This is a genomic window from Kitasatospora sp. NPDC058406, assembly GCF_042722765.1.
Taxonomy (GTDB): domain Bacteria; phylum Actinomycetota; class Actinomycetes; order Streptomycetales; family Streptomycetaceae; genus Kitasatospora.
Map to the genome: position 1 here is coordinate 1 of NZ_JBHXKE010000008.1, position 22,102 is coordinate 22,102.

At 73.0% G+C, this 22,102-nt stretch carries 21 protein-coding genes; 12 read left to right on the forward strand and 9 right to left on the reverse strand.

All coding sequences use genetic code 11. The annotated features are described in order from the left end of the window. Positions 1–22: 22 nt before the first annotated feature. Positions 23–652 carry a TetR family transcriptional regulator gene (locus ACFWOG_RS03040; RefSeq protein WP_329878896.1) on the reverse strand — a complete coding sequence of 210 codons (630 nt, stop codon included), beginning with the start codon at positions 650–652 and terminating at the stop codon, positions 23–25. A gap of 62 nt (positions 653–714) precedes the next feature. Here ACFWOG_RS03040 and ACFWOG_RS03045 point away from each other — a divergent pair, with 62 nt between their 5' ends. Continuing rightward, positions 715–1,668, forward strand: coding sequence for a hypothetical protein (locus ACFWOG_RS03045; RefSeq protein WP_380354129.1), 954 nt, complete (start codon positions 715–717; stop codon positions 1,666–1,668). 84 nt (positions 1,669–1,752) lie between these two features. On the opposite strand, the gene kynU is transcribed toward ACFWOG_RS03045, so the two are convergent. Next, entirely contained in the window at positions 1,753–2,979 is a 1,227-nt protein-coding gene (gene kynU / locus ACFWOG_RS03050; protein ID WP_380354132.1) for a kynureninase, read from the reverse strand. A gap of 44 nt (positions 2,980–3,023) precedes the next feature. Next, positions 3,024–3,854 (reverse strand): tryptophan 2,3-dioxygenase family protein, encoded by an 831-nt coding sequence (locus ACFWOG_RS03055; RefSeq protein WP_329951599.1) that lies wholly within the window; start codon positions 3,852–3,854, stop codon positions 3,024–3,026. Between the two features lie 264 nt (positions 3,855–4,118). Here ACFWOG_RS03055 and ACFWOG_RS03060 point away from each other — a divergent pair, with 264 nt between their 5' ends. Beyond that, positions 4,119–4,553 carry an Lrp/AsnC family transcriptional regulator gene (locus tag ACFWOG_RS03060; RefSeq protein ID WP_329878892.1) on the forward strand — a complete coding sequence of 145 codons (435 nt, stop codon included), beginning with the start codon at positions 4,119–4,121 and terminating at the stop codon, positions 4,551–4,553. An 88-nt stretch (positions 4,554–4,641) separates the two neighbouring features. Then, on the forward strand, positions 4,642–5,193 hold the full coding sequence (locus ACFWOG_RS03065) for an NADPH-dependent FMN reductase (protein WP_329878891.1): 552 nt from the start codon (positions 4,642–4,644) through the stop codon (positions 5,191–5,193). 105 nt (positions 5,194–5,298) lie between these two features. Here the strand turns inward: ACFWOG_RS03065 and ACFWOG_RS03070 are convergent, their stop codons facing one another. Further along, positions 5,299–5,934, reverse strand: coding sequence for a MarC family protein (locus tag ACFWOG_RS03070; RefSeq protein ID WP_329878890.1), 636 nt, complete (start codon positions 5,932–5,934; stop codon positions 5,299–5,301). A gap of 207 nt (positions 5,935–6,141) precedes the next feature. Between ACFWOG_RS03070 and ACFWOG_RS03075 the strand changes: the two genes are divergently transcribed. The 3 genes from ACFWOG_RS03075 (at position 6,142) to ACFWOG_RS03085 (ending at position 9,828) form a co-directional block, all read left to right on the forward strand. Further along, positions 6,142–6,702, forward strand: coding sequence for a DoxX family protein (locus tag ACFWOG_RS03075; protein ID WP_329878889.1), 561 nt, complete (start codon positions 6,142–6,144; stop codon positions 6,700–6,702). 271 nt (positions 6,703–6,973) lie between these two features. Beyond that, positions 6,974–7,672 (forward strand): hypothetical protein, encoded by a 699-nt coding sequence (locus ACFWOG_RS03080; RefSeq protein ID WP_329951600.1) that lies wholly within the window; start codon positions 6,974–6,976, stop codon positions 7,670–7,672. Positions 7,673–8,019: 347 nt separating this feature from the next. Further along, positions 8,020–9,828 carry a glycosyl hydrolase family 18 protein gene (locus ACFWOG_RS03085; RefSeq protein ID WP_355406479.1) on the forward strand — a complete coding sequence of 603 codons (1,809 nt, stop codon included), beginning with the start codon at positions 8,020–8,022 and terminating at the stop codon, positions 9,826–9,828. Between the two features lie 195 nt (positions 9,829–10,023). Here ACFWOG_RS03085 and ACFWOG_RS03090 read toward each other — a convergent pair whose 3' ends face one another. Next, positions 10,024–10,584, reverse strand: a complete 561-nt coding sequence (locus ACFWOG_RS03090) for a MarR family transcriptional regulator (protein WP_329951602.1) — start codon at positions 10,582–10,584, stop codon at positions 10,024–10,026. 193 nt (positions 10,585–10,777) lie between these two features. Between ACFWOG_RS03090 and ACFWOG_RS03095 the strand changes: the two genes are divergently transcribed. The 4 genes from ACFWOG_RS03095 (at position 10,778) to ACFWOG_RS03110 (ending at position 15,726) form a co-directional block, all read left to right on the forward strand. After that, positions 10,778–12,076, forward strand: a complete 1,299-nt coding sequence (locus ACFWOG_RS03095; protein WP_380354221.1) for an MFS transporter — start codon at positions 10,778–10,780, stop codon at positions 12,074–12,076. A 284-nt stretch (positions 12,077–12,360) separates the two neighbouring features. Next, entirely contained in the window at positions 12,361–13,989 is a 1,629-nt protein-coding gene (locus ACFWOG_RS03100) for a dolichyl-phosphate-mannose--protein mannosyltransferase (protein WP_380354139.1), read from the forward strand. Between the two features lie 3 nt (positions 13,990–13,992). Next, positions 13,993–14,931: an ABC transporter permease gene (locus tag ACFWOG_RS03105; protein WP_380354141.1), complete on the forward strand. Its 939-nt coding sequence runs from the start codon at positions 13,993–13,995 to the stop codon at positions 14,929–14,931. A 210-nt stretch (positions 14,932–15,141) separates the two neighbouring features. Continuing rightward, positions 15,142–15,726 carry a TMEM165/GDT1 family protein gene (locus ACFWOG_RS03110; protein WP_329878883.1) on the forward strand — a complete coding sequence of 195 codons (585 nt, stop codon included), beginning with the start codon at positions 15,142–15,144 and terminating at the stop codon, positions 15,724–15,726. Positions 15,727–15,783: 57 nt separating this feature from the next. Here ACFWOG_RS03110 and ACFWOG_RS03115 read toward each other — a convergent pair whose 3' ends face one another. Then, positions 15,784–17,007: a peptidoglycan-binding protein gene (locus ACFWOG_RS03115; RefSeq protein ID WP_380354146.1), complete on the reverse strand. Its 1,224-nt coding sequence runs from the start codon at positions 17,005–17,007 to the stop codon at positions 15,784–15,786. Positions 17,008–17,401: 394 nt separating this feature from the next. Between ACFWOG_RS03115 and ACFWOG_RS03120 the strand changes: the two genes are divergently transcribed. Then, complete coding sequence (locus tag ACFWOG_RS03120; RefSeq protein ID WP_380354149.1) at positions 17,402–19,486, forward strand: DHA2 family efflux MFS transporter permease subunit; 2,085 nt, start codon at positions 17,402–17,404, stop codon at positions 19,484–19,486. A 77-nt stretch (positions 19,487–19,563) separates the two neighbouring features. On the opposite strand, the gene ACFWOG_RS03125 is transcribed toward ACFWOG_RS03120, so the two are convergent. After that, positions 19,564–20,088 (reverse strand): MarR family winged helix-turn-helix transcriptional regulator, encoded by a 525-nt coding sequence (locus ACFWOG_RS03125; RefSeq protein ID WP_380354223.1) that lies wholly within the window; start codon positions 20,086–20,088, stop codon positions 19,564–19,566. Between the two features lie 62 nt (positions 20,089–20,150). Here ACFWOG_RS03125 and ACFWOG_RS03130 point away from each other — a divergent pair, with 62 nt between their 5' ends. After that, positions 20,151–20,522, forward strand: coding sequence for a cupin domain-containing protein (locus ACFWOG_RS03130; RefSeq protein ID WP_380354151.1), 372 nt, complete (start codon positions 20,151–20,153; stop codon positions 20,520–20,522). A gap of 119 nt (positions 20,523–20,641) precedes the next feature. On the opposite strand, the gene ACFWOG_RS03135 is transcribed toward ACFWOG_RS03130, so the two are convergent. Together ACFWOG_RS03135 and ACFWOG_RS03140 are read right to left on the reverse strand one after the other, a co-directional pair. After that, positions 20,642–21,523, reverse strand: coding sequence for a phosphotransferase (locus ACFWOG_RS03135; protein WP_329878879.1), 882 nt, complete (start codon positions 21,521–21,523; stop codon positions 20,642–20,644). Positions 21,524–21,592: 69 nt separating this feature from the next. Then, positions 21,593–22,078 (reverse strand): glycine-rich domain-containing protein, encoded by a 486-nt coding sequence (locus tag ACFWOG_RS03140; RefSeq protein ID WP_380354154.1) that lies wholly within the window; start codon positions 22,076–22,078, stop codon positions 21,593–21,595. Between the last annotated feature and the right edge of the window lie 24 nt (positions 22,079–22,102).

The window sequence follows — 22,102 nt, forward strand, 5'->3', positions numbered from 1 at the left end:
GGGTGCGCGGCCCGGCGGCCGTTCACCGGGCGGGCGGCCACCCCGCGAGGCCCGACCCCAGCAGGCCGAACCCCGCGGTCACCGCGGCTTCCACCCTCGTGCGGACCGCGTCCACCGGCTCGCCCGCCACCATGCCCCGCCGGATCTCCGCGAACACCGCCCGGTGCGCCCCGGCGATCGCGCCCGCGACCAGCCGGGGGAGCGGGGCGTCCGCGGGTGTCCCGGCCTCCTCGGCCAGTGCCGCCGCCAGCGCCCGCTCGGCGCGCTCGCCCAGATCGAGCAGCCGTGCGCGGAGCGCCGGGCTCTCCGCGACCAACCGCCAGAACACCGCCGCCTGCGGGCTCAGCCCGTACGTCGGCTCGCCCGCGTCCAGCCCGGCCAGCAGGTCCGTCCGGACGGCGTCCACGACGGACGCGCCCGCCGGACGCTCCCGCACCACTCGCGCCAGGTGACCCTCCACCTCGTCCTGCCGGTCGAAGAAGAGGTCCTCCTTGGTGGGGAAGTAGTTGAACACCGTGTTGGGCGAGACCCCGGCGGCCCGGGCCACCTCGACCACGGTCACCTGCTCGAACCCGCGCTCGGCGAACAGCCCCATGGCGGTGTCGGCCAGCAGGGCGCGGGTCCGGTGCTTCTTGTCCTCGCGAAGTCCCATGCCGAAATCATAGTGCCGCACCAAACTTGCAGTGACACCAATAATGTCGGCTACGGTGAGGCATGACCTTCACCTTCGGCATCTATCCCGGCGGCCTGCTCGGCGACGACACCGGCACGGTCGCACCCGTGAGCCCCGACGACCCGGACCGGATCACGGCCGCACTGCGTGACCTCCAGGGCGGGGCGCCCACCCTGCTCGTCCGCGCCTACCGCTCGTACCCGGAGGGGCCGGCCACCCCGCCCACCCCGGCCGGGCCGGAGCGCTACGCCGTCGAGGGCCGCCGGCTCGACCTCGTCCTGCAGTTCCGCGAGCCGACCGGACGGCTGGACGGCTGGCTCGACTTCGTCCGGCGGACCGTCCGCACCGAGGGCCACCGGATCGGCGTGCTCCAGATCTGCGAGGAGCCGAACGCCGACTCGCCGGTGCTCGACGGCTCCGTCCCGAACGTCCGGCAGGCCCTGGTCCAGGGGGTGGTGGCGGCCAAGGAGGAGGCACTGGCCTGCGGCCTCGACCTCGCGGTGGGGTTCAACGCGGTGCTGACCTTCGACCCCGCCGACACGTTCTGGCCGGACCTCGGCGCGCTCGCCGACGAGCGGTTCCACCGCGCGCTCGACTACGTCGGTCTGGACTTCTTCCCCGACGTCTTCCGCCCCGTCCCGGCCGAGCGGCTCGCCGAGGTGGTCGCGGCGGTGCTCGCCGGCTTCCGGAAGGAGAGCGTCGCCGCGGCCGGCATCGGCCCGGCGGTGCCGATCCGGATCTGCGAGCACGGCTGGCCGACCGGGCCGGACCGCTCGGAGGGGCGGCAGGCCGAGGTGGTGGAGGAGGTGGTCCGGACGGTCGCGGGCCTCGCCGCCGAGCTGAACGTCACCGGCTACGGGCACTTCGGCCTCCGGGACGCGGACAGCGCCGGCCCCGGTCCCTTCCACCACTTCGGCCTGCTCCGGGACGACTACACGCCCAAGCCGGCCTTCGGGGTCTACCGGCGGCTGATCGCCGAACTGACGGCGGTCTGAAGCCGGCCCGACGGCGGCCCCGACGGAGGTCCGGCGGCGGCGGCCCCTCGCCCGGTCCTGCGGGGGAGGGGCCGTCCGGGCCGGTCAGGTCACCTCGCCGCGGCGGGCGAAGCGCTCGTCCTTCCACTCGCCGCTCTCCAGCACCTCCGCCAGGTGCCGCGCGGCGTCCCACACGTCGGTGTACGAGAGGTAGAGCGGGGTGAAGCCGAACCGCATGAGGTCCGGCGCCCGGAAGTCCCCGATCACCCCGCGCGCGATCAGCGCCTGCACCACCGGGTAGCCGTCGGCGTGCCGCAGCGCGACCTGGCTGCCCCGCCGGGCGTGCTCCCGCGGGGTCGCCACCTCGATCCCGTCCAGCCCCTCCACGAGCGAGACGAACAGGTCGGTCAGCGCCAGGCTCTTGGCCCGGACGGCGGCCCGGTCGACCCGCTCCCAGACGTCCAGCGAGGACTCCAGCGCGGCCTGTCCGAGCAGCGAGGGCGAGCTCGTCAGGAAGCGGCCGATGCCGTCCTTCGGCGCGTAGCCCGGCTCGAAGGCGAACGGGCGGGCGTGTCCGAACCAGCCGCTCAGGGGCTGCTCCGGGCCGGCCTCCAGGTGCCGGCCGGCCACGTAGAGGAAGGCCGGCGAACCGGGTCCGCCGTTCAGGTACTTGTAGGTGCAGCCGACCGCGAAGTCCGCGCCGCTCGCGCCGAGTTCGACCGGGAGCGCGCCGACCGAGTGGCAGACGTCCCAGATCATCAGCGCCCCGGCGGCCTGCACCCGGGCGGTGATCCCGGGCATGTCCAGCAGCTCGCCGGTGCGGTAGTCGACGTGCGAGAGGACGACCGCGGCGACGTCCGCGTCCAGGTGGGCGTCCAGCTCCGCCGGGTCCACCAGCAGGCTGCGGGCGCCGGGGACGAGCCCGGTCACGCCCTCGGCGATGTACAGGTCGGTCGGGAAGGCCGCGCCGTCGCCGAGCACCGTCCCCCGACCGGGGCGCAGCCGCAGGGCGGCGGTCAGCACCTTGAACAGGTTCACCGAGGTGGTGTCGCAGACCACCACCTCCTCCGCAGCGGCTCCGACCAGCGGCGCGATCCGCCGGCCCAGCCGGTACGGCTGCTCGAACCAGCCCGCGTCGTTCCAGCTGCGGATCAGCTCCCGGCCCCACTCCTCCTCGACGACCTGCCGCACCCGCCCGGGGGTGCGGACCGGCAGCGCGCCGAGCGAGTTGCCGTCGAGGTAGACCACCCCCGGCGGGAGGGCGAACTCCCCGCGGAACGCCGCCAGCGGGTCGGCGGCGTCCAGCGCCCCGCACTCCTCGCGCGTGATCATGCCCAGCCTCTCGTTCGTTCTGCCCGTGCCGCCGGCCGCGCCGGTCACAGCTCGTTCCGGACGGTCCACAGCTCCGGGAAGACGTCCTGCTCGGCCGCGCGGCGCAGCCAGGTCAGGCCGCTCGAACCGCCCGAGCCGGGCTTGGCGCCCATCGACCGCTTCACCGACGCCAGGTGGCGCTGACGCCAGCGGGTCACCCGTTCGGCGACGTCCAGCAGCGCCTCGGCGAGCGGCAGCAGCCCGGCGAACTCCGGCTCCGTGTAGACCCGCCGCCAGGCCGCCGTCACCGCCTCGTCCTCCTGGTACCGCTGGTCGGACGCCTCGTGCGGCACCACCAGGCCGCGCCGGGCCAGCAGCGCCAGCGCGTCGTCGTACAGACCGGGGGCGTGCAGCGCGCCGGTCAGTTCGGCGAGCGTCTCCGGGGTGTCCCGGTACATCCGCAGCAGCGCGGCGTTCTTGTTGCCGATCAGGAACTCCAGGTGCAGGAAGGCCGACGACTGGAAGCCCGAGGCCTCGCCGAACACCGAGCGGAAGGCGTTGAACTCCTGCGGGGTCAGTGCGGCCAGCAGGTCCCAGGACTCCACCAGCACGTCCTGGGCGTGCGTGCCGCGCCGCAGCGCGGCCAGCGCGGTCGGCAGGTCGTCCTCGCGCATCGCCTGCTGGGCGAGGGTCCACTCGTGCCGCAACAGGTCGAAGAGCAGCTCCATCACCTGGGTGGTGACGATGAACGAGAGTTCCGCCGGGACCTTGCTGAGCGGGTGCTGCAGGCTGTGCAGTTCCTCCAGCCGGGCGTAGCGGGCGTACGGGGTGCCCCGACCCGGCTCCCCGCCCCGACCGAACGACAGGCTGGGTGTCTCCACCGTGTCGTGCCCCATGCCGATCCCTTCTGGTTCTGCGGCGACGGACATCCAGGGGTCCGACAGCCGGACGGCCGATAACCGGACGGGCCCGGAATTCGGTCCTGCCGCCCCGGGCGTCGCCGCGGCCCCATTGTGCGGCGGCCCCGGCCCGCATTTGAATGGGTGGCGGGCACGGTAACCGCGACCGGGCCTGTCGTACGAGAGGCGTTTTCCCGATTCTCCTCACGATCGCAAAGCAGCGGGATCCAGCCACTCGAAACCGATCCGCGAGGAGCCGTGATGGACGCCGTCGACCGCCGTCTGCTGGCCGAGCTGCAGGCCGACGCCCGGCTCTCGTACAACGAACTCTCCCGCCGTGTGAGCCTCTCCGCACCCGCCGTCGCCGAACGCGTGCGCCGTCTGGAGGCCGACGGGGTGATCACCGGCTACCACGCCCACGTGGACCTGACCCGCTCCGGGCTGCCGATCACCGCCCTGGTGCAGATCCAGTGCTACGGACCGCGCTGCCTGCTGCGCGACCCCGCGGTGGCGGCCTGGCCGGAGGTGCTCCAACTGCACCGGGTGACCGGAGGGGCCTGCTGCGTCCTGCTGGTCGCGGTGCCGACGATGGCCGACTTCGAGGCGCTGACCGACCGGCTCGGCGGCTACGGGCAGCCGTCCAGCTCGATGATCCTCTCCAGCCCGGTGCCCTGGCGGCCGGTGGAGGTGCCGTAGCCCGGGGCGGAAGCGGTGCACGGGCGGCCGGGCGGCGTGGACGGCCCGGCGGCGGACCGGGGCCGGCGGAGGGAGTAGGTTCCTCGCCATGCCGAACGACCCGAACGACCGTCACATCCTGCTGCTCCCGGGCAGCCTGCGCGCCGGATCCGCCAACGAGACGGTGCTGCGCACGGCCGCCGCCGTCGCGCGCTTCACCGAGGGCATCACCGCCACCTACTACACGGGTCTGGGCGGGCTGCCGCACTTCAACCCGGATCTGGACACCGACCCGCTGCCGGAGCCGGTCACCGGGCTGCGGGCCGCGATCGAGGCCGCCGACGCGCTGCTGATCTGCGCCCCCGAGTACGCGGGCACCCTGCCGGGCGCCTTCAAGAACCTGCTGGACTGGACGGTGGGCGGCATCGAGATCGCGGAGAAGCCGGCTGCCTGGATCAGCACGGCCGGGCCGGGCCGGGGGCTCGGTGCGGAGGAGGCGCTCCGGACCGTGCTCCGGTACACCGGGGCGGTCGTGGTGGAGGAGGCCTGCGTGCGGGTCCCGCTGGCGCGCGGGGACGTCGGGCCGGACGGGCTGGTCGCGGACCCGCTGGTGCGGGACCGGATCGGCGAGGTGATGGTCCGGCTGACCACGGCCGGCTGAGCGGGGCGGGCCGACCGCGGCCCCGCCCGCCCGGCCGGCGCCGTGCCGGCCGCCTCCCACGCCGGGCCGCCTCCCACGCCCGGCCGCCGCCCTGCCCGTCGGGGCTCAGTGCCCGTCGGGCAGGTGCAGGCCCAGCCCGGCCAGTCCGTTCAGGAACAGTTCGACGCCGACCGCCGCCAGCAGCAGGCCGAGCAGCCGGGAGACCACCTCCAGCGAGGTGCGGTGGGTGTGGCGCATCAGCGGGGCGAGGACGGACACGCAGACGTAGTTGATCAGCACGACGGCGAGGTACGCGCCGGCCACGGTGACCCGCCAGCCCCAGTCGTCCTTGGTGAGCGAGCCGACCAGCACCGCGGTGACCGCCAGCGGGCTGGCGATGTAGGGCAGCAGCAGTTCGCGGATGCCGTCCACCATCGGGTTGGCGAGGTGCTCGTCCTCCTCGTCGGTGCCCCCGCCCAGGTGGACGCCGAAGACCAGTGCCATCGCGTAGGTGAAGAAGATCGTCCCGCCGGCCAGCTGCAACGACTGGTCGCTGATGTGGAACAGCGACGTGACGAAGTCGGCGCTGAAGGCGAGCACCACGCCGATCACCGCCGAGATGATCGTGCTCCAGGCGGCCAGCCGGCGCAGCTCCGCGGTGGACCGGGTGCCGGCCAGCCGGGCGAAGGACAGCAGGACCTTCGGCGGGCCCACGACGGCGAAGAAGGCGATGAAGGCGCTGCTCAGGTTGAAGACGAACATGGGCCAAGCATCCCTTCGGCGGTCGGCGCGGTCCGGCCGCCACGCCCCCGGGCACGGTGTCGTCCGGCGCCGGCCGCGCCGGTGGCGGTTCATTCCCGGCCGGGCCTGAAATCGCCCGGATGGCGGCCCCGAGTCGAGCCGTCGGGCGTCGTCCGGTGCTATGGAAACCGGATCGTCCCTCCGCTGGTGACTGGAAGAGGATGCGACATGGCTCTGAACCGTATCGACCTGGGCCTGCTGGCCCTGCGCGGTGCCGTCGGCGGGGTGTTGATCGCCCACGGCACCCAGAAGCTGTTCGGCTGGTTCGGCGGCGGTGGCCTGGACGGCACCGCCAAGGCGATGGAGGCGATGGGCTTCCACCCGGCCCGGCAGAGCGCCCTGGCGGCGGGGCTCGGCGAGGCGGGCGGCGGCGCGCTGCTGGTCGCCGGCCTGGCCACGCCCGCGGCCGGCGCCGTGGTCGCCGGCACCATGGCGGGCGCGGTCGCCGTGCACGCCCCGGCCGGGTTCTTCATGACCTCGGGCGGCTACGAGTACCCGGCCTTCCTGGGGGCGGCCGGTCTGGCGCTGGGGCTGGCCGGCCCCGGCCGGTACTCGCTGGACCACCTGACCGGGCACGTCTTCAACCGGCCGTGGGTCGGCGTGCTGGCCTTCGCCGGCAGCGCGGCCTCGGCGTACGGGGTGGTGGCGCGGCGCCGGCACGTCGTCCGGTTGCAGGAGGAGCGGGCGGCGGTGGAGGCGCAGGAGCAGGAGGGCGCGGGGCTCTCCTGAGCACCTGCGGGCGCTCCCCGGGGGCGTGCCGGGCCGACCCCCGGCCGCCCTCCGGGGCGCGCCGGGCGCCGCTCCGGCCTCCCGCCCGGGCACCGCGGCCCCGGGTCTGCGGCCCCGGGCACCGCCGGGCTCCCGCCCGGGTGCCCCGGGGGCGGCTCCGGAGGGTGCTCACCCGAACGCACCAGCCCTGATGGCAGGCCCGCCCCGGCCCCCGGAGGGTGGGCGGGAGGCGTGCCGGGCCCTCCGGCGCAGGCCAGAATCGAGGACCCCGATGGATCGCCAGCCGCTCAGCCGCACTGCGGCTCCGTCCCGCCGGACCGTCGCCCGGCCCGGGCCGACCGCGCGGGACCGGGCCGCCCCGCCCCGGCCCACCGTCCAGGACCAGGCCGCGCCGGCCGTCCGCCGTCCGCGCCGGGCGCTGGCGGCGGTGCTGGGCGCCGCGGTGCTCGGCGGGGCCGCACTGGCCGGCTGCTCCTCGGACTCCGCGCCGAGCAGCGCCGTCTCCTCGGCCGCCGCCGCGGTGCAGTCGGGGATCGCGGGCGCCGCCTCGGCCGCCGCGTCGGCGGCGAGCTCGGCGCTGTCCTCGGCGGCGGGTGGGCTCTCCTCGGCGGCCGCGTCGGTGGCGGGCGGGCTCTCGTCGTCCGCCGCGTCGGCGCAGGCCGCGGCGTCCTCGGCGATCGCCGGGATCAAGGGCGGCCTGGATGCCAAGGGGGACACGTCGCTGGGTGCGGTGACCACCGCCTCGGACGGCAAGGTCGAGGTGCCGGTCACCGTGAACAACCACGAGCAGCAGGCCAACCGGTACGTGGTCCAGGTCAACTTCACCGACGACTCCGGCAACGTGCTGGACGCGGCGGTGGTCAACATCTCGGACGTGGCGGCCGGACAGAGCGGCCAGGGGACCGCGCGCAGCAACCGGGACCTCACGGGCTCGGTCAAGGCCGTAGTCGCCAATGCCGTGCGGTACTGAGCCGCCGGCGGCCGGTACCGGTCGCCTGCTCCGGCCCGGCCGACCCCGCTGACCCGCAGGTCAGTGGGGTCGGCCCGGTCACGGGGGAACCTTAAGGGCGGCTCAAGCCTCAACATCACCCCTTGACGGGGTAGTTGGTCTAGTCCATTTTAGTGCCCAGGTGCAGGGAGCCCCTGAACCGGCGTCAGTGGTTCGCCACTGGCGCCGGTTCGGCTTCTCCCGGCGTCCGTCGAAGGCATGCTCTCGCTCGATTCCCCATCCCGTTCTGTCATGTCCTGGTCGTACGGCCCCACCCCGTACGAGCGCCCGGGACGGACGGAATCCCCCACACCAGGAGTCACGCACCCATGCTCCGTTCACGCATCGAAAGGGCCGGGGCCCCGGTTCAGGAGGGCGGCCGTCGTCGGCGGTCCAAGAGCCTGACCGCGATCGCCGCCGGTACCACGGCCTCCCTGCTGCTCGGCGCGGGCCTCGCCCTCTCCGGCGGGACCGCGGCCAACGCCGCCGTCACCAACACCACCGGCGCGCCCGCCACCAGCGGCGGCATCAAGGTCGCCTACTTCGACCAGTGGTCGATCTACGCGAACGCGTACTACCCCAAGACGATCCAGGACACCGGCGTGGCCGGGAAGCTGGACTACCTGGTCTACTCGTTCGCCAACATCCACCCGACCAACCTCTCCTGTTTCCAGGCCACCAAGGCGGCCAACCAGGACGACAACAACCCGAACGCCGGTGACGGCGCGGGCGACGCGTTCGCGGACTACCAGAAGAGCTTCGGTCCGGACATCTCGGTCGACGGCGTCGGCGACGCCTGGGGCCAGCCGATCGCGGGCAACTTCAACCAGCTGAAGAAGCTGAAGGCGAAGAACCCCAACCTCAAGATCCTGATCTCGCTGGGCGGCTGGACCTACTCCAAGTTCTTCTCGGCGGCGGCGGCCACGGATGCCTCCCGCAAGAAGCTGGTCTCGTCCTGCATCGACATGTTCATCAAGGGCAACCTGCCGGTCGACGCCGGCTACGGCGGCCCGGGCTCGGCGGCCGGCATCTTCGACGGCATCGACATCGACTGGGAGTACCCGGGCGGTGGCGGCCACGCCGGCAACCTGGAGAGCCCGAACGACAAGCAGAACTTCACCCTGCTGCTGAAGGAGCTGCGTGAGCAGCTCGACGCCCAGGGCAAGGCCGACAACAAGACCTACGCCACCGCGGCGGCGGTCGGCGCCGGCCAGGACAAGATCCGGAACGTCGAGACCGACAAGATCGGTCAGTACCTGACGTTCCTGGACATCATGACCTACGACATGCACGGTGCGTGGGACGCCAAGGGCCCGACCAACCACCAGGCCCCGATCTACTCCGGTCCGAACGACCCGATGACCCCGGCCAAGCCGGGCAACGGCAAGTACTCGGTCGACGCGGCGATCAAGGCGTACACCGCGGGTGACCCGGACTACGGCATCCCCGGCGGCTTCCCCGCCAAGAAGATCAACGTGGGTGTCCCGTTCTACTACCGTGGCTGGACCGGCGTCCAGAACAACGGCAAGAACGGCCTCTTCCAGCCCGCCACCGGCCCCGCCGCGGGTGCCGCGCTCTCGGGCAACGTCCCCGGCATCCAGATGTACAAGGAGCTGGCCGGCTTCGTCGACAACCCGGCGAAGACCTTCTGGGACGACACCGCGAAGACCACGTACTTCTACGACGGTTCGACGTTCTGGTCGGGTGAGGACGCCCGTTCGATCCAGGCGAAGATCGACTACGCCCACTGCAACGGCCTCGGCGGCTCCTTCGCCTTCTCGCTGTACGACCTGGGCACCAAGACCGCGCTGTTCGACAAGATGGTCGAGGCCACCAACGGTTCCGCCGCCGCCTGCCCGGCCGCGCCGACCACGCCGCCCACCACGCCTCCGACCACCCCGCCGACCACGCCGCCGACGACGCCTCCGACCACCCCGCCGACGACTCCTCCGACGACGCCGCCGACCACCCCGCCGGGTTGCGCCGCTGCCCCGAGCTGGGACTCGGCCACCACCTACGCCACCCCGACCAAGGTCTCCTGGAAGGGTCGCTACTACACCAACAAGTGGTGGACCAAGGGCGACGACCCGTCGCTGGCCGGCCAGTGGGGCGTCTGGACCGACAACGGTCCCTGCTGAACCCCCCGGTTCGACCACCTGAGCACCTGAGCACCTGAACGCCCGTGCACCTGGAGATCCGCGGAGCGGAGACCCGAGTGCCCGAGTGTTCGAGGGCCTGACGGACCCTCGCACCGCAGTGCACCGCAGTACACAGCAGTCCGGCCCGCCGGGGGAGTCTCCCCGGTGGGCCGGACTGTTGTCGTTCGCGGGCCGTCAGCCCAGGTCGGCGGTGCGGCCGAGGGCGTCCGGCTGGCTCTCCTCGATCCGGCGGAGCATCCGCGCCAGGATCCCGGAGAGGACGGTGCGGTCCTCGCCCACGACGTCCTGGAGCAGTTCCTCCTCGAAGCCGGCGGCCATCCGCATCGACTCCAGCCACTTGTCGCGGCCGAGGTCGGTCAGCTCGATGATCACCCGGACCCGGTTGGCCTCGTCCCGTTCCCGGGTGACCAGGCCCTCGGTGACCATCCGGTCGATCCGGTGGGTCATCGCGGCCGGCGTGAGTCCGAGCCGCTTGGCCAGCTCGCCGGGCCCCAGCTGGTACGGACTGCCCGAGACCACCAGCGCCTTGAGCACCTCCCACTCCGCCGAGGTGATTCCCAGCACAGTGAGCTGCCGGTCGTAGGCGACGGTCATCCGCCGGGCGACCCGGGAGAGCGTCTGCACGATGGTCTCCACCTGCGGATCCACCATGGGGAATTCCCGCTGGTAGACGGCCACCTGCTCGGCGATGCCCAACTCGCGGTCGGTGGCCGGCGCGGGCTTCTCTGCAGTCATGCCGACCAGTGTCGCATGAAGAGGTGCACTCCTTAAGCCTTTGACTCAGCACTCTTCCAGTGCTAAGACTTTAGGGTCAAACTTTAGCTCTTAAGTCTTCCGGCCTTAAGAGTATCCAGTGAAAGCCAACGGATCCTTGACGGATCCGGCCTTGGCGGAGCTCGACGAAGGGGTGTGCACGGTGACCGGCACGGTGAAGCAGCAGAGGCAGCAGCGTCGCGGGGCGGGCGGCCCGCTGCGCCGCGTCCAGATCGGCAACGCGCTCAGCGCGTTCGGCAGCGGGTTCACGATGCCGTACATGTTCGTGTACGTGGACCAGGTGCGGGGACTGGGGTCGCTGGCCGCCGGGATGGTGTTCACCGTCTTCGCGCTGGCCGCGCTCGCCGTCCTGCCGTTCACCGGCCGCGGCATCGACCGGTACGGCCCGCGTCCGGTGCTGCTCGCCGGCGCCGCGCTCGCCGCCACCGGCGCGTTCGCCTTCGGTCACGCCACCGACACCCCGGCCCTGCTGGTCTCCTCCTTCCTGTTCGGCGCGGGTGTCACCACCTGCCAGCCGGCGCTCGCCACCATGATCGTCCGCTGCTCGACGGCCGCGACCCGTTCGCACGCCTTCGCTCTGCAGTTCACGCTGATCAACCTGGGCATGGGCATCGGCGCGCTGGTCGGTGGGCAGATCGTGGACGTCGCCGACCCGGCCAGCCTGACCCGGCTCTTCACCATCGAGGCCGCGACCTTCCTCGGCCTCGCCCTGGTGACCGGCACCGCCCGGATCCCGAACGCCGCGCCGGTGGCGGTCCAGGAGAAGGCCGGCGGTCCGCAGGGCCTGCGCGCCCTGGTCGCCGACAAGGCGATGTTCCGGCTCTGCCTGCTCGCCGGGCTGATCTTCTTCACCTGCTACGGCCAGTTCGAGTCCGGCGTCGCGGCGTTCGCCACCGACACCGTCGGCACCGCCCCCTCCACCCTGGGCATCGCGATCGGCGCCAACGCGCTGACCATCGTGGTGCTGCAGATGTTCGTGGTGCGGATCACCGCCCGCCGCCGGCGGACCACCGCGATGGCCGCCGCCGGAGTGGTCTGGCTGGGCGCCTGGACGATGGCCCTGGTCGCCGGTCTGATCCGGACCGAGACGATGGCGGCCACCGTCGCGATCGTCTCGATCTACGCCCTGTTCGGCGTCGGCGAGTCGCTGCTCGCGCCCACCCTGGGCCCGATCGTCGCGGACCTCGCCCCGGCCCGGCTGCTCGGCACCTACAACTCCGGCTACGCCCTCGTGAAGCAGATCGCGATCGCCGTCGGCCCGGCCGTGGGCGTGCTGCTGGTCGGCTCCGGCACCTGGCCGCTCTACCTGGCGGCGATGGCCGGCTGCACCGTGCTGATCGTGGTGATGGCGCTGCGCCTGCGGCCGTACCTCACCGCGGCCCAGGACAACGCGGCCCCGGCCGTGGTCCGCACGCCGGTCCCGGTGGTCCGGGAGCTCCAGACCGCGGCGTGACGCCGGGCGCGCGACCGGCGTCCCGACCGCGGGGCGCGGGCCGCGCGCGACGGCAGCGGCGACGGGGGCGGGCGACGGCAGCGGGCGATCACGACGGGTGACCGCCGGGGGAGCCCGCCACCGGGTGGGACAGGTGTACGAAACGGGCGCCGGACCAGGATCGAGCAGGTCACCTGGACGGCGCCCGTCGCGCTTGGCTTCGCGACCACCGGCACATAGTGTCAGTGGCTGTTGACCGCCCGGCCCCGGCCGGCACAGGCGAGACAGGCGAAATCGGCGAGGCTATGACGCAAGTGGCGCTCACGCACCCACCCGCACCACCAGCCCCCGCAGCCCCGGAACCGGGGCGGCGGGGGCTGCTGCGCAAGGCGGCCGACCGGGCCGACTGGCTCGGCCCGATCGGTGTGGCGCTCTTCGCCGGACTCCTGCGGTTCTGGAACCTCGGGTACCCCAACGCCTTCGTCTTCGACGAGACCTACTACCCCAAGGACGCCTGGTCGCTGCTGCGACAGGGCTACGAGGGCACCTGGCCGGAGAACGCCAACTCCGAGATCCTGGGCGTCCCGCAGCACATCCCGCTCACCGCGGCCCCCGAGTTCATCGCCCACCCGCCGCTCGGCAAGTGGGTCATCGCCCTCGGCGAGTGGGCCTTCGGCCTGCACCCCTTCGGCTGGCGGTTCATGACCGCGCTGCTGGGCACGGTCGCCGTGCTGATGCTGGCCCGGATCGGCCGCCGGCTCTTCGGCTCGACCCTGATCGGCTGCACCGCCGCCCTGCTGATGGCGGTCGACGGCCTCCAGCTGGTGATGAGCAGGGTCGGCCTGCTGGACGGCGTCCAGATGTTCCTGGTGCTCGCCGCCTTCGGTTCGCTGCTCGTCGACCGCGACCACGCCCGGGTCCGGTTGGCCGCCGTCCGGGACACCTACGGCGGTGACGCCGTCCGGCTCGGCCTGCGCCCGTGGCGGATCGCCGCCGGTGTGTTCCTCGGCGCCGCCTGCGGGGTCAAGTGGAACGGCGCCATGGTGCTCGCCGCCTTCGGCCTGCTCACCGTCCTCTGGGACCAGTCCGGTCGGCGCTGGGCCGGCGCCCGCCGTCCCTGGCGCTCGATGCTCCGCCGCGACGCGCTGCCCGCCTTCCTCTCCACGGTCGGTGTCGCCTTCGTCGTCTACGTCGGCGGCTGGGCCGGCTGGCTGTTCACCGGCGGCGGCAGGGGCGGCACCGGCGGAGGTTTCGACCGGCACTGGGCCGACGACCGGGCCGGGCTCTCCGCGGACAGCTTCCTCGGCGTCCCCCTCCCGCAGGTCCCGATGAGCTGGGTGCCGGCGCCACTGCGCAGCCTCTGGCACTACCACGCCCAGATGTACGACTTCAATACCGGCCTGAGCACCCCGCACACCTACCAGTCCAACCCGTTCAGCTGGCTGGTCCAGGGCCGTCCGGTCTCCATGTACTGGGAGCAGGTGCCGAACGGGCAGCGCGGGTGCACCGCGTCCGGCGGCTGCGCGTCGCAGATCCTCGGCCTGGGCACGCCGCTGCTCTGGTGGGCGGCCTGCTTCGCGCTCCTCTACCTGCTGTGGCGCTGGTTCTTCCGCCGCGACTGGCGGTCGGGCGCGGTGCTCTGCGGCGTCGCCGGCGTCTACCTGCCGTGGTTCCAGTACCAGGAGCGGACCGTCTTCTCCTTCTACATGGTGGTGCTCGTCCCCTTCCTCTGCCTGGCCGTCGCCCAGATGCTCGGAGCGATGCTCGGGCCGGAGGGGTGCACGCCCGAGCGGCGACGGATCGGTGCGGCCGGGGCCGGGGTGATCGTGCTGGCGATCATGGCCTGCTTCGCCTTCTTCCACCCGCTGTACACGGCGGAGGTGATCCCGATGACGTCCTGGCAGGACCGGATGTGGTTCACCAGCTGGATCTGACCCGTGGCGGCGCTCGCGGCCGCGCAGGACCAACTGCTCCCGGTCACCCCGGCGCTCGGGGTGGTCACCGCGCTGCTGCTGGCCGCGGCCGTCGCGGTCGCCGGGTGGGGTCGGCTCGGGCACGGGTCCGCGGTGCTCCGGGCCGGGCTGCGCGCGGTGGTGCAGCTGGCTGCCGTCGCCGTGGTGATCAGCTGGGTGGCCGGTTCGCTCGGGTGGTCGGTGCTCTTCGTGCTGTTGATGTTCGCGGTCGCGGTGCGGACCGCCGGGCAGCGGATGGTGGACGGCCCGCGCACGGGCGGCGGGCGGCGCGTGCGGAGCGGTCTGCGGGCGGCCGTCGGCCGGTGGATGCCCGGCGGGCGGCGCACGGCGGGCGCGGGCGCCGAGGAAGCGGCGGGCGGAGAGGGGGCGGCCGGTGGAGAGGGGATGCCCGGCGGGGGCGGTCGCGCCTGGATGTGGGCGGCCGCGCCGATCGGGGCCGGGGTGCTGCCGGTGCTCGCGCTGCTGCTCGGCACCGGGCTCCTGCCGCCCGAGGGCCTCTCCGTCATCCCGGTCTCCGGCATCCTGATCGGCGGTGCGCTCACCGCCACCTCGCTCTCCGGCCGGCGCGCCCTGGACGAGCTCCGGCAGCGGCACGGCGAGGTGGAGGCCGCGCTGGCGCTCGGTTTCGAGGAGCGGGACGCCCGGCTGGAGATCTGCCGCAGCGCGGCCGCCACCTCACTCGTCCCGGCGCTCGACCAGACCCGGACGGTCGGCCTGGTCACGCTGCCCGGCGCCTTCGTCGGCATGCTGCTCGGCGGGGCGTCACCGGTCCAGGCGGGCGCCGTGCAACTGTTCGTGCTGGTCGGGCTGCTGGTGGTGGAGGCGGTGGCGGTCGTGGCGGTGCTGGAGCTGGTGGGCCGCGGTCTGGTCCGCGCCGGGCGGCCGGGGGAGGGGATCGGGTAGGGTGGGTGCCGTTGAAGGGGAGTAGCCCTCCACCGGACCGTCGACATACTGGCCCCCTGCGGGGCCCGGCGCCCGGGGCACACCGCACAGGGGTGCCGGCGAGACCTTCGGCCGCAGTGCTGTGATGTTCCAACCAGCGCTGTCGGGCCGAAGCGTCCCCTGACGGAGCCGCGGGAGTCCGGCGGCCCGACCCGAGGGACCGAACCCCCGATGAGCCTGACCGTAGCCGCGATCACCTTCGGCATCGTCTTCCTGTCCGAACTGCCGGACAAGACCGCCCTGGCCAGTCTGATGCTCGGCGCCAAGTACCGCGCCGGTTACGTCTTCGCCGGCATCGCCGCCGCCTTCGCCCTCCAGGTGGGCATCGCCCTGGTCGCCGGGCACCTGCTCTCGCTGCTGCCGCACCGCTGGGTGGAGGGCGTCACCGGCGTGCTGTTCCTGGCCGGCGCGGCGATGCTGCTCTTCCACGGCGGTGGCGACGAGGACGGGCACGAGGCCAAGGAGCCCACCGCCAACAGCTTCTGGAAGGTCGCCGGAGCCAGCTTCGTGGTCGTGGCGATCGCCGAGTTCGGCGACCTCACCCAGATCATGACCGCCAACCTTGCCGCCAAGTACGCCGACCCGCTCGCGGTGGGTCTGGGCGCCTGGCTGGCGCTCTGCGCCGTCGCCGGGATCGCGATCCTGGGCGGGCAGAAGCTGCTGAAGCACGTCCCGATGAAGATGATCATCCGCGTGGCGGCGGGTGTGATGGTGCTGATGGCCGGGTTCAGCATCTTCCAGGCGATCACCGGCTGACGCCCGGAGTCCTGCCGCAGCCGGCCCGGCCCCCGACCGACGGGGTGCCGGGCCGGTTCAGCAGGTGGTGCGCTTCGCCAGGGCGGCGGCCGTGTGGGGCCCGTAGACCCCGCTCTCGTCGCCCTGCACCCCCTGCAGCACCTGGAAGTAGGCGACGGAGCTCTCGGTTCGACGGTCGAAGTTGCTGGTCGTCGGGACGCTCATCCAGCACATGACGACGGCCAGCTTCTTCTGCAGGGTGAGGACCTCCGGCCCGTTCATCCCGTACTTCAGTGGCTGGAAGGTGGGCGTCGGCGTCGAGGTGGCCGTCGGAGCGGGCGTCGGGGTGGGGGTGGGCGTCGTGGCGGGTGGCGTCTCGGCGGAGGGGCTCGGCGCCGGGGGGACCGGGTCGGGAGCCGGTGCCGGAGCCGGGGGCGCGGCGCTCACGGGCGGGGTGATCGGCGCGGGCGCCGCGGTGGTGGCCGTCGACCGGGTCGGGCTCGGCTTGGCGGTCGTCCTGGTCGGGCTCGGGGAGCTGCTGGTGGGCGCCGGCGCGCTCGGGCTCGGCTGGGCCGGGGTGGTCGGGTCGACCGGGGCCGGCGCCGCTGTCGTGGTGGGGACGGGCACCGCCAGACGCTCCGGCTCGGCGGAGGGCGTCACCGCGTACGCGATGCCGACGGTGACCGCCAGCAGCGCGGCGCCGGCCGCGACCAGCACCCCCCTGCGCCGGGCGAGCGGGACCGGACCCGCGTCCTGCTCGGCCGCGCGCCGGGCGGCCCGGCCGCCGGGGGCGGGCGCGGCGCCGTCGGTCGCGGCGGAGTGGGACGCGGAGCCGTGGGCGTCGTGGGCGAACGGGAAGACACCGAGTTCGCCGGCCTCGGGAGCGGCGGGCTCGGCGGGCGGGAGCCCCTCGGGCGGCGACGCGGCGTACGGCTGGTGCTGCGGGGGGAACGGCGGGGGGAACTGGGGGGCCGACGCGAGCGGCGGGAGCACCGTCGTCGCGTAGGCGTCGGCGTCCGGGCCCAGCGGTGGGGCGACCGGAGGACGGTCCGGCGGCGGGGGCGTCGGGGCCGTCCGGGGCCGGGCGGCCGACGGCGGCACCGTGGTGGCGAACGGATCGCCGGCGGTCCCGTCCGACGGGCCGTCCGAGAGCTGCCCGACCGCCTGCGGCACGTACGGGCGGACCAGCGGCGGGCCCTCCATGTGCGGCAGGACGGTGGTCTCGTCGAGGGCGCGGTCCGGGAAGCACCTGCACCCGGCGGAGCGCACGGTGCCGCACGTCGGGCAGTGCTGGTCCGGCATCGGCCGGCCCTCCTCGGTTCTCGCTCGGTCTCCCGGACTCGGACTCGTGTTCCAGGTGGCGGACGGGCCTGATTATGCAGGACGTCCCTGAGACGGGACAGGGGCGTCCGGCCCGGTGTGGGGGCCTTGTGCCGGTTGGTGTCGGTTGGGAACTGATGAACGGTCGGTGTGGCAGGCCCGGCGTCCACATGTCGGGCGCATGGCGGTGCCGCTTACGTTCGGCTCAACTGAACGGAGCAAATCCGGGCATTTCTGACAGCATGGTGAATCGGGAGTGATCATCCGAACGGCGCCCCCGGGCGCACCGGGCTGCCGTGACCGCCGCCACCGCTGCCCCCGGCACCACCACTGCCGCCGACACCGCCGACACCGCTGACACCGCTACGGAGACGCCATGACGGATCCGATCGCCGCGTCCGACCGAGGCCCCGACCGGGCCCCGGTGAGCGAGCCGGGCCCTCCGGAGGCCAACGCCCCCAACCTCTGGGTGCCGATCGGCGCCCTGCTGCTGGCGATGCTCCTCGCCGCGCTCGACCAGACCATCGTCTCGACCGCCCTGCCCACCATCGTCAGCGACCTCGGCGGCCTCGAACACCTCTCCTGGGTGGTCACCGCCTACATGCTGGCCTCCACCGCGGCCACCCCGCTCTGGGGCAAGCTCGGCGACATGTACGGCCGGAAGGTCTTCTTCCAGGCCTCCATCGTGATCTTCCTGCTGGGCTCGGTGCTCTGCGGCATCGCCCAGAACATGGGCGAGCTGATCGCCTTCCGCGCGCTCCAGGGGTTGGGCGGCGGCGGCCTGATGGTGCTCTCCCAGGCCATCGTCGGCGACCTGGTCGCCCCCCGGGACCGCGGAAAGTACCAGGGCCTCTTCGGCGCGGTCTTCGGCGTCACCAGCGTGCTCGGTCCACTGCTCGGCGGGCTCTTCGTCGACAACCTCAGCTGGCGCTGGGTCTTCTACATCAACGTGCCGGTCGGCGTGGTCGCCCTGGTGGTGATCGCCACCGTGCTGCACGGCTCGGAGGTGAAGCGGAGTCACCGGATCGACTACCTGGGCACGGTACTGATCGCGTCCGTCGCGACCTGTCTGGTGCTGATGACCTCGCTCGGCGGCACCACCTGGGCGTGGGGCTCGTGGCAGATCGTCGGGCTGGGCGTGCTCGGCGTGCTGCTGCTGGTCGCCTTCGTCCTGGCCGAGCGGGCGGCGGCCGAACCCGTCCTGCCGCTGCGCCTCTTCAGGTCCCGGACGTTCAGCCTGGTGGCCGTCATCTCCTTCGTCATCGGCTTCGCGATGTTCGGCGCGCTGACCTACCTGCCCACGTTCCTCCAGGTGGTCATGCAGGTCTCGCCGACCATGTCGGGCATCCACATGCTGCCGATGGTGCTCGGCATGCTCGCCACGTCGATCGGTTCCGGTCAGATCGTGGCCCGCACCGGCCACTACCGGGCGTTCCCGATCGCCGGGACGGCTGTCACCGTCGTCGGCCTGCTGCTGCTCTCCCGGCTGGACGAGCACAGCAGCACCTTCGAGATGAGCTGCTACTTCCTGGTCTTCGGCCTCGGACTGGGCCTGGTGATGCAGGTCCTGGTGCTGATCGTGCAGAACTCGGTCGGGTACGAGGACCTGGGCGTCGCGACCGCGGGCGCCACCTTCTTCCGCTCGATCGGCGCCTCCTTCGGCGTCTCGATCTTCGGGACGATCTTCGCGTCCGGGCTGAACGACCGGCTGCGGACCGCCCTGGCGGGCGCCACGCTCCCACCCGGTTTCAACCCCGACGCGATCACCTCGGACCCGCGCGTCATCAGCGGCCTGCCGGCCGCGACGCAGGCCGACATCTACCACGCGTACGCGGAGTCGATCACCCGGGTCTTCCTCTACGCGGTGCCGGTCGCCGTGGTGGCGTTCGTGCTCTCGCTGTTCCTGAAGGAGCAGAAGCTGCGGACCACCGTGACCGCTCCCGACCTCAGCGAGTCGATCGGCCTCAACCCGGTGCAGCGCTCCTCGCTGGACGAGATCAGCCGGGCGCTGTCCGTGCTGAGCAGTCGGGAGGCCCGGCGCGACCTGTTCAAACGGATCACCGCCACCGCGGGGCTCGACCTGAAACCCGCGTCCAGCTGGCTGCTGCTCCAGATGCACCACCAGGGGTCGGTCGAGCCCGCCGAACTGGCGGAGCGTCGGATCGTCCCGTTCGCGGTGGTCGAGGAGGCGGTGCGGGAGGTCGAGGGCAACGGCCTGGCGTCCCGCACCGGCGGCCTCCCGCTGCGGCTCACCGAGCCGGGCGAGGAGGTGGCGCTCAAGCTGGTCGCCGCCCGCCGGGAGCAGCTCGCGGACCTGTTGGGCGACTGGGACGAGAAGCAGTTCGACGACCTCGCCGCACTGCTCACCCGGCTCTCCTCGACGCTCTGCGCCGACCGCCGCGACCGCCCGGACCCGGTCGGGCACGAGCTGCCCTACCACGGCGAGGGCCGCTCCTTCTGACGCTCCCTCTCCTCTCTCTTCTTCCTCCCCTCCTTCCCCTCTCTCCCCTTCCTCCCCTCTCTCCCCGTCGCCCCTCGCTACGGGGCCCCGAACCAGCGCGGGGTGTCCAGCCGGAACGGGTCCCCGGGCGCGAGGGTGCGCAGGGCCGCCTCCAGGGCGCGCAGGTGTTCCTCGCCGCCGAGGGTCGCGGACCACTGTCCGCGCAGCTCCTCGAAGATCCGGGCGGAGCGGACGAGGCAGTCGACACCGCGGGGGGTCAACCTGACCACCTTGCGCCGGGCGTCGGCCGGATCGGTCCCGCGTTCGACGTAGCCGAGCTGTTCGAGGTGCTCGACGGTCTTGCCGGCGGCCTGCTTGGAGACGCCGAGGCGCCGCCCCAGCTCGACCGCCGTGGTGCCTTCCGGCCCGATCGCCTGGAAGACGAAGCCGTGCATCGGCCGGAGGTCCGGGTGGCCTTCGCGGGCGATGCGCTCGTGCAGCTCGTCGATGATCACCCGGAAGGCGAGCAGCAGGCGGAGCGGCAGTTCGTAGCCGGGCTGCGCCCGGGATTCGGGCGTGGTCCGGGGGGCCTCGTCCTGCTGCGGGTCGTTCTCCCTTGACACGATCGACAACCTCATTGACTATATAGACAACTTGATTGTCCATTGTAGGGGGTCAACCGCTCTTGTCCGTCATCCGCAGTACCGAGGCCCGTCGTACCGAGACGCCCAACGCCGTCATGACCACCTTCGCCTCGCCCGCCCAGGGCGGTACGGGCCTCGCGCTCTGGAAGGTCGAGATGGCACCCGGGAGCTCGGGCCCCCGCCACGCCATGGACACCGAGCAGGTGTGGACCTTCCTCACCGGCTCCGCCGCCGTCGACCTGGCGGGTGAAGCCCTGGCGGTCGCCGCCGGGGACACCCTCGTCCTGCCGGCCGAGGTCGTCCGCCGGATGAGCTCCGAGGGCGGCTTCACCGCCGTGGTCGCCTCCCCGACCCCGTCACGGGCCGTCAACCCGGAGACCGGCGACCGCGTCGTCCCGCCGTGGATCGCCTGACCTGCGACGGCGATCGACCGGGGTGCTCGCCTGCCGTGCTCGGCCCGCCTTCCCCGACTGAGGGTGCGGAGGTCCGGCTGCTGCGCGGAGGCGTCGGCGGCCGGACCTGTTCCGGGCGGCTACCCGAGACGGTGGCGAAGCCAGGCGAGTCCGTGAGCGCCCAGGGCGTCCCACTGCCGCCCGGGCGTCTCGGCGGCGCGGAGGGTCCACAAGCCGGTGAGGATCGCGACGAAGGCCGTGACGGACCGGTGGGGCGCGGCACGCCACAGGGAGACGCCGTCGGCCCACCGCTCGGCGCGCTCGGGAGTGTGCCCTGCCTCGATCAGCCGGACGACCACGTAAGCCGTGTCGGCCCATGCGGCGCCGGGGGCGGGGAAGGCCCAGTCGACGACGCGCACGGCTGCGCCGTCCACGAGGAGGTTCGGCCCGGTCAGATCGGTGTGGACCAGGGTCCTGCCGTCGATCAGGTCGGGTGCTTCGCGTTCGGCCAGGACCAGCGTGTCCAGCCGTGCCACGGTCCACGGATCGAGTCGGTCCCGGTGCCGGTTACCGAGGTGGTGCCAGAAGTCCTGTCCCGACCACCGATCGGCCAGGCTGAAGGCGCGCAGGGGCGGCGCCGGGGTCAGTGTTCCGGCGAGCGTCTCCAGCGTCCGGGCGACCAACGGCAGGTCGGCGGACCCCGGAGAAAGATCCGCGTGCCTGCCGGGAACGTGCTCGAACCCCAGGGCCAGCCACCCGCCGGCCTCGACCTTCCAGAGCATGCGGGGCGCGATGTGCGGCGGCAGCACGGAGTTCACGACGGACTCCAGGCGGTGCATCCACGCCTTCGGGTTGTCCTCGCGCACGGCCTTGCAGAAGACCGGCCCGCCGGTCGTCTCCAGCGTGGCGGCGAAGTCGGACACCGTTCCCGCCGTGGGAGGCACGGCGGCGGTCACCGTGCCGGTCCGCCCTTCGATGCTGATGCGCAGGGCGTCCGGTAGCTGCTTCCAGATGTCGGCCATCGGGGGTTCCTCGGGGTCGGGCCCGCCCGGTCCCGGACCGCAGGGCTGGGCGGGCGATCTGATCGGCTCCTAGCTGCTGTGGCAACCGCGGTGGCACTGCGAGCAGTTACCGCTGCCGCTGGTGTCGCTTCCGTCTCCTCCGCTGCCCTCGGAACACTCGGCGGACATGCTCCACAGTTCGGGGTCCACGGCGTACCCGCTCGCCCCGATGACGGCCACCGTGGTGGCGATGCCGACGCCTTCGGCGGACTCGCCCGCGCCCTCGGTCGGCACGTGGTGGAGGAACCGGCCGGACAGCGAGCGGCAGAACTCGGCGTAGTCGGCGGTGTGCAGGATGAACGTGTGCCATCCGATGTCCACCAGGCTCGACGGGGCGAGCCTGGCGCCGGGGTTGACTGCGCACGCTCCCAGGAAGGCGAGGGCCTGGTCCATGACTCGCTCGGCGAGCGCGAGGTCCATCTCCTCCTCTCCGGCGATCCGGGTGACCATCCGCTCGAACAGGGCCGGGTCGACGAGGGACCGGCCCGTGATCCGCTCCGTGCTGATCGACATCATGTGGACTCTCCTGACTCTGAGGTC

Coding starts and splice junctions, on each gene's coding strand:
- ACFWOG_RS03040 (WP_329878896.1), bottom strand. CDS start 652: ATGGGACTTCGCGAGGACAAGAAGCACCGGACCCGCGCCCTGCTGGCC.
- ACFWOG_RS03045 (WP_380354129.1), top strand. CDS start 715: ATGACCTTCACCTTCGGCATCTATCCCGGCGGCCTGCTCGGCGACGAC.
- kynU (WP_380354132.1), bottom strand. CDS start 2,979: ATGATCACGCGCGAGGAGTGCGGGGCGCTGGACGCCGCCGACCCGCTG.
- ACFWOG_RS03055 (WP_329951599.1), bottom strand. CDS start 3,854: ATGGGGCACGACACGGTGGAGACACCCAGCCTGTCGTTCGGTCGGGGC.
- ACFWOG_RS03060 (WP_329878892.1), top strand. CDS start 4,119: ATGGACGCCGTCGACCGCCGTCTGCTGGCCGAGCTGCAGGCCGACGCC.
- ACFWOG_RS03065 (WP_329878891.1), top strand. CDS start 4,642: ATGCCGAACGACCCGAACGACCGTCACATCCTGCTGCTCCCGGGCAGC.
- ACFWOG_RS03070 (WP_329878890.1), bottom strand. CDS start 5,934: ATGTTCGTCTTCAACCTGAGCAGCGCCTTCATCGCCTTCTTCGCCGTC.
- ACFWOG_RS03075 (WP_329878889.1), top strand. CDS start 6,142: ATGGCTCTGAACCGTATCGACCTGGGCCTGCTGGCCCTGCGCGGTGCC.
- ACFWOG_RS03080 (WP_329951600.1), top strand. CDS start 6,974: ATGGATCGCCAGCCGCTCAGCCGCACTGCGGCTCCGTCCCGCCGGACC.
- ACFWOG_RS03085 (WP_355406479.1), top strand. CDS start 8,020: ATGCTCCGTTCACGCATCGAAAGGGCCGGGGCCCCGGTTCAGGAGGGC.
- ACFWOG_RS03090 (WP_329951602.1), bottom strand. CDS start 10,584: ATGACTGCAGAGAAGCCCGCGCCGGCCACCGACCGCGAGTTGGGCATC.
- ACFWOG_RS03100 (WP_380354139.1), top strand. CDS start 12,361: ATGACGCAAGTGGCGCTCACGCACCCACCCGCACCACCAGCCCCCGCA.
- ACFWOG_RS03110 (WP_329878883.1), top strand. CDS start 15,142: ATGAGCCTGACCGTAGCCGCGATCACCTTCGGCATCGTCTTCCTGTCC.
- ACFWOG_RS03115 (WP_380354146.1), bottom strand. CDS start 17,007: ATGCCGGACCAGCACTGCCCGACGTGCGGCACCGTGCGCTCCGCCGGG.
- ACFWOG_RS03120 (WP_380354149.1), top strand. CDS start 17,402: ATGACGGATCCGATCGCCGCGTCCGACCGAGGCCCCGACCGGGCCCCG.
- ACFWOG_RS03135 (WP_329878879.1), bottom strand. CDS start 21,523: ATGGCCGACATCTGGAAGCAGCTACCGGACGCCCTGCGCATCAGCATC.
- ACFWOG_RS03140 (WP_380354154.1), bottom strand. CDS start 22,078: ATGATGTCGATCAGCACGGAGCGGATCACGGGCCGGTCCCTCGTCGAC.